At 41.8% G+C, this 4,700-nt stretch carries 6 protein-coding genes and 3 pseudogenes; 7 read left to right on the top strand and 2 right to left on the bottom strand.

What is annotated here, in order from left to right:
* From UF06_RS24115 to UF06_RS28340, 5 genes and pseudogenes are all read left to right on the top strand, one after another.
* Window positions 1-126 (top strand): annotated as a pseudogene (locus UF06_RS24115) (IS3 family transposase); the annotation flags it as partial.
* 156 nt (window positions 127-282) lie between these two features.
* Window positions 283-372 (top strand): annotated as a pseudogene (locus tag UF06_RS24110) (DUF3265 domain-containing protein); the annotation flags it as partial.
* 771 nt (window positions 373-1,143) lie between these two features.
* Window positions 1,144-1,341: a hypothetical protein gene (locus tag UF06_RS27655; protein ID WP_226972885.1), complete on the top strand. Its 198-nt coding sequence runs from the start codon at window positions 1,144-1,146 to the stop codon at window positions 1,339-1,341.
* A gap of 269 nt (window positions 1,342-1,610) precedes the next feature.
* The gene (locus UF06_RS09075) at window positions 1,611-1,934 is read left to right on the top strand and encodes a DUF4144 domain-containing protein (RefSeq protein ID WP_045570167.1); all 324 of its coding nucleotides are present in this window, start codon (window positions 1,611-1,613) and stop codon (window positions 1,932-1,934) included.
* Window positions 1,921-2,103, top strand: a pseudogene (locus tag UF06_RS28340) (hypothetical protein); the annotation flags it as partial. The gene UF06_RS09075 and the pseudogene UF06_RS28340, both read left to right, overlap by 14 nt.
* 8 nt (window positions 2,104-2,111) lie before the next feature.
* On the opposite strand, the gene UF06_RS09070 reads toward UF06_RS28340, so the two are convergent.
* The gene (locus tag UF06_RS09070; RefSeq protein ID WP_000772130.1) at window positions 2,112-2,348 is read right to left on the bottom strand and encodes an RNA-binding protein; all 237 of its coding nucleotides are present in this window, start codon (window positions 2,346-2,348) and stop codon (window positions 2,112-2,114) included.
* 253 nt (window positions 2,349-2,601) lie between these two features.
* Here UF06_RS09070 and UF06_RS09065 point away from each other — a divergent pair, with 253 nt between their 5' ends.
* Together UF06_RS09065 and UF06_RS09050 are read left to right on the top strand one after the other, a co-directional pair.
* Window positions 2,602-2,955, top strand: coding sequence for a glyoxalase/bleomycin resistance/dioxygenase family protein (locus UF06_RS09065; RefSeq protein ID WP_045570166.1), 354 nt, complete (start codon window positions 2,602-2,604; stop codon window positions 2,953-2,955).
* 1,064 nt (window positions 2,956-4,019) lie between these two features.
* The gene (locus UF06_RS09050; protein ID WP_045570163.1) at window positions 4,020-4,295 is read left to right on the top strand and encodes an antibiotic biosynthesis monooxygenase; all 276 of its coding nucleotides are present in this window, start codon (window positions 4,020-4,022) and stop codon (window positions 4,293-4,295) included.
* 281 nt (window positions 4,296-4,576) lie between these two features.
* Here UF06_RS09050 and UF06_RS09045 read toward each other — a convergent pair.
* Window positions 4,577-4,700: transposase (locus UF06_RS09045; RefSeq protein WP_045569239.1), on the bottom strand; the 124-nt coding region annotated here is incomplete at its 5' end.

Below are 4,700 nucleotides of genomic sequence, written 5' to 3'. Positions count from 1 at the left end.
CCCCGTGAAGCCGAGCTTGAAATCGGCAACTACATGGTGTTTTATAATGAAGAGCGTAACCATCAAGGACTCAATAACCTCACTCCTGATGAGGCCTACTTCGGTAGGCAAAGATACGCAGCATGAGCTGGGTCAACCACTTAAGAAATGAGCTTATGTGTCCAACCATTGGGGTCCACTTCTCTAGTTTTGGTTTAGGCTATGGTTATTCCTTTACTGATAGCCTAATAATTATCGCGGAAAAATAAACATAACAAAGCGTTCAAGAGGGATTCGCGCCGCGTGGCATTTTTGGTATGCGGTTATTTTTGTGGTGAAAGTGGTTTGCAGAAAGTTGGTTTAAGCGGCACTCACCCCTTAACGCGGCGTTATACGCAAAGGCGAAAAATGGATAAATTCGAAATTCGTGCCGATGAAAATGGTATAGGTAGTGTCTTAATCTTAAAAGACTCTTGGTCAGATAATGTCTTGGAATATATGCTTTCTAACGAAATTAGAGCGCTTCGTTTGACGGACTCCTTCGGCTTCAAAGAGCGAGACATTTCATTCATATCACAGCTTACGTTTCTGAAAAGTTTGGAGATATACGTTTGGGATGCAACTGGGTTGAAGAGTCTTGAGGCTTTGACACAGTTGGAAGTTTTAGGCCTTCAGTGCAAAAGCCAACAAAAAATAGATTTTACGCGTTTTTCCGATTTGAAGGTTTTTAAAGCTACTTGGTCCAAAGGTCTAAGTTCAATGTTTTCACTTGATTCAATCAGAAATCTGAACCTCGTAAACTATCCAAATCAGAACCTTAAATTGCTAAGTGGTATGAAAAACTTAGAGCAGTTGTACCTTACTTCGAGAAAGCTAGAAACTCTTGACGGCATAGAGTGCTTATCTGAGTTGAAATTACTAGATCTCTACAATTGTCCGTTTTTAGTCTCTTTGGTCGGTACAGAAAAATGCCATAAGCTAAAGAATATTGAGATTGAAGCGTGTAATCGGGTTTGCGTATAACAATCAATTTAAGAGGGATTCACAACGCTTGGCATTTTTGCTTCTACTTCAGTTTTAGTGTTTATGGCACAATGCCTTAGGTGTGGGTGGTTGCGTTGTTCACCCCTTAATTGGGCGTTATGTTTAATCACGTCAAATCAGTTGGTTGCATCTTTTCTTTGCTCCCTCGGCTTGTTGGTTTTGTGCTTGTCGGCAAGTTGGCTTCGTTTGGCGCTGTTTTCCGGACATTTATTCTTTGGCGCTGGAAATTCAGAGTGTTGCCTCAGTCAATTTTCGAGTACGCGCGAGGTAGGTGCGGCTGGCTCAATCAATATTTTGATCACAGGTTTTTGGGCTTGAATTGCCGAAATTCAAAGTCTGTTTTTCAAATCTATGAGTCGTTTCAGTTTTTCAGGTTTTGGCTTTTGTTTGTCAGTCAAAACCGAGTTAATCTTGGTTTTGGTAAAACGTAAGTCATTGAAGCTTAAACATAACAAACGGTTCAAGAGGGACAGCCAACGCGCGGCATTTTTATCATGCGTTGGTTTTTGTGGTTACGGTGTTATGCGGAAGCTTGGTAATGGCGTTGGCTGCCCCTTAACCGGGCGTTATGTTTATCGGAGAAGTTCATGGTCAATTGGCCTTGTATTCTGAAATTAGATGGTGATGATGAGCTTGCTTATTTGGGTTCAGAAGCTGATTTGAATAGCGAGTGTGTGGATTTGATCGTTAGTCCAAGCGATCGAGTCATTGATTCTGAAGGTTTTGTCTATTCAATTGTTTCAGATGGCTCAGTAGTTCACTTGATTGGAAACTCAATCCAGATTTCAGCAGAGGAAGCATCTAGATTGATTCAACGTCATGAGTTCTGTTTAGCGGAAGTCTGTTTAACAAAAATTCAGTTTGAAACAGTCGCTGAAGCATTTAACTGTCTGAAATCTTGGGCTAAATAAACATAACAAAGCGTTAAAGAGGGATTCGTGCCGCGTGGCATTTTTGGTATGCAGTGATTTCTGTGGTGAAAGTGGTCTGCGGAAAGCTGGTTTAGGCGGCTCTCACCCCTTAACGCGGCGTTATGCAGTTTTTTGGGCAATAAAAACCAGCATTTTCAGCTGGCTTTAGAATTTGCTTTATTGAGCTGCTTTGACTCGGATCTTGCTTTTGGCAACGTTTGCCATATTCAGCGCTGCAATTGCCGTTTTTGCTTCTGAAGCCTCAGGCATTTCGACGAAAGCAAAGCCTTTAGATAGACCGGTTTCTTGGTCTAAAACGAGAGTGCATTCGGTAACAGAGCCGTGTTCAGAAAACAGTTTACGAATGTCGTGCTCAGTTGTAGTGCGAGCAAGGTTGCGAACTAAGAGTTTCATAGTTGTCCGTTGATGTAGAAATAACGGTGAGGATTGTCTCAATAAAGGCAGTGGCTACCAAGCGATAGTTTGGTTTTACCGTAAAATAGCAGCATTTATAGCAACCAACTGCATAACAAACGCCTCAAGAGGGACTGTCAACGCGCGGCGTTTCCAGTCCCAATGAGCCGTAGTGGTTACGGTTGTTGTGTTTGAGTCTTGTGTTATGCGTTGCCAGCCCCTTAGGCGGGCGTTATGTGGCAAGAGAGAAAATATGACCCCAGCAGCAGTTCTTATTCATGTCCCTAATGTAGAACAGGGGTTAAGTTGGTATCAAAAAGCCTTTTCTGACGCGAAGCCTGTTTATTACTCAGATTTTGATTTTACAGTGTTAGACCTTAATGGCTTTTCTATTGAAATAGTGCAAGCTGATGAAAAGGTGGGCTCTGGTAAAAATGGTACTGTTCTTTATTGGTCGGTAAACGATTTATCCAAGTCATTAACATGCTTTGAGGCTCTTGGCGCAAAGCTATACAGAGGCCCAATGGAAATAGAAAATGGGCTTTCAATTTGTCAAGTAGAAGACCCATTTGGTAACTTAATTGGCTTACGAGGCAAAGCCACATAACAAACGCTTCAAGAGGGACAGCCAACGCGGGGCATTTTTACTATGCGTTGGTTTGTGTGATTGCGGTGTTATGCGGAAACTTGGTAGTAGCGTTGTCTGCCCCTTAAGCGGGCGTTAGGCAAAGTGAGTTTTTATCAGCTAAAACGAGTTGGAATTGAACGGTGAATTCAAGGTTTTGTGCCTTAACTTAAGCAATAAATAATCATCACATATTTGCTGTTTCATGATCGCGTTGGGTTGTTTCTCGCTGTGAATTCATCGGCAAAATAACCTTCAGCATCCAAACGTCCGCCGAGCATGCTACGCTCGTCACTTTTCTTCCAAACCGCTCAATTTGAGTTTTTTTGTTTCTTTGCTGATTCAGAATTTTGGTTTATAAATGAATCGGTTAGTTTGTTTCAAGTTTACAAAAAAGCTCGTTCTTTGGTTTTGAAAGTGCCGGTGTCAATCAGTTGGCCTAACAAACGGCTCAAGAGGGATTGCCAACGCGTGGCGGCTTTAGTGCAAAATTGAAATTCAGGGTTTACGGTGTGTTTTTTGAGTTCGGTGGTGTTGTCAACCCCTTAGCCGGGCGTTATGTTTAATTACGTAAAATCAGTGGTTTATGTTTTTCTTTGTTCCCTTGGCTGATTGGTTTTGTGCTTGTCGGCAAGTTGGCTTCAGTGGGCGCTGTTTTCCGGACAATTATTCTTTGGCGCTGGAAATTCAGAGAATTGCCTCAATCAATTTTCGGGCAAGCGCGAGGTTATGGCGGTTGGTTCAATCGGAAATTTGATCTTAGGTCTTTTCGTTTTAGCTGCCAAAGTTCAAAGTCTGATTTTCAAAATTATGAGTCATTTCAGTTTTTGGTTTTTTGGCTTTTGTTAGTGGCTCAAAGCTGAGTTAATCTTGGTTTAGGCAAAACGTAACCCCTTGAAGCTTAAACATAACAAACTGCTTAAGAGGGATTCGCAATGCGTGGCATTTTTAGTATGCGGTGAGTTTTGTGATTAAGTTGGTGTGCGGTAGCTTTTGTAGTGCATTGCTCACCCCTTAGCAGGGCGTTATGCGTAACAAGGAATTTCATGTCAAAAGTAACATTGAAAGGTTTTATTTTAGTTCCTGAGTCGGATCTTGAATTAGTGAAAAATGAGCTGGTAAATCACAAACGACTTACTCTCGACGAGTCTGGTTGTATTACCTTCAGCGTCATTGAAAATCCGGAAAACCCTCTTCGATTTGATGTTTATGAAGAGTTCGTGGATAAAGTGGCTTTTGAACAACATCAGAAAAGAGTAAAAGCTTCTCATTGGGGCAAAGTGACAGTCAATGTTGAACGTCATTATGAAATCTTTGAGTAAACGCATAACAAACTGTTCAAGCAGATTCGGCATGCGTGGCATTTTTGGTTTGCAGCGGTTTTAGTGATTACGTAGTGTTGCGGAAGCTTTTGTAGTGCATGCCTCACTACTTAACAGGGCGTTAGCTTAAAACAAATAAAATCAATTGGTTGTGGTCTTTTCTTTCTTCCTTAGGCAATTCGTTTCGGTTTATCGGCAAATCAGCATTGTTTGTCAGCGCGAGCTTTGAGCAGTTGCCTCAATTGAGTTTTTGGATTGAGCGCGGTTAGTCAGCTTGGGGTTCATCCGGAAAATCGATACTTCGCCTCATGACTGGCTTTGATTTTTAACTCAAAAAATTCCCAATCACGATACCCATAGGCGACTTTGTTCAGCGTCTTTATTCGGTTGTTCACACCCTCTACT

Source organism: Vibrio sp. S234-5, from assembly GCF_000960595.1.
Taxonomy (GTDB): Bacteria; Pseudomonadota; Gammaproteobacteria; order Enterobacterales; family Vibrionaceae; genus Vibrio.
Note: the sequence above shows the minus strand (reverse complement) of the source record. Positions and strands in the feature narration are given on the sequence as shown.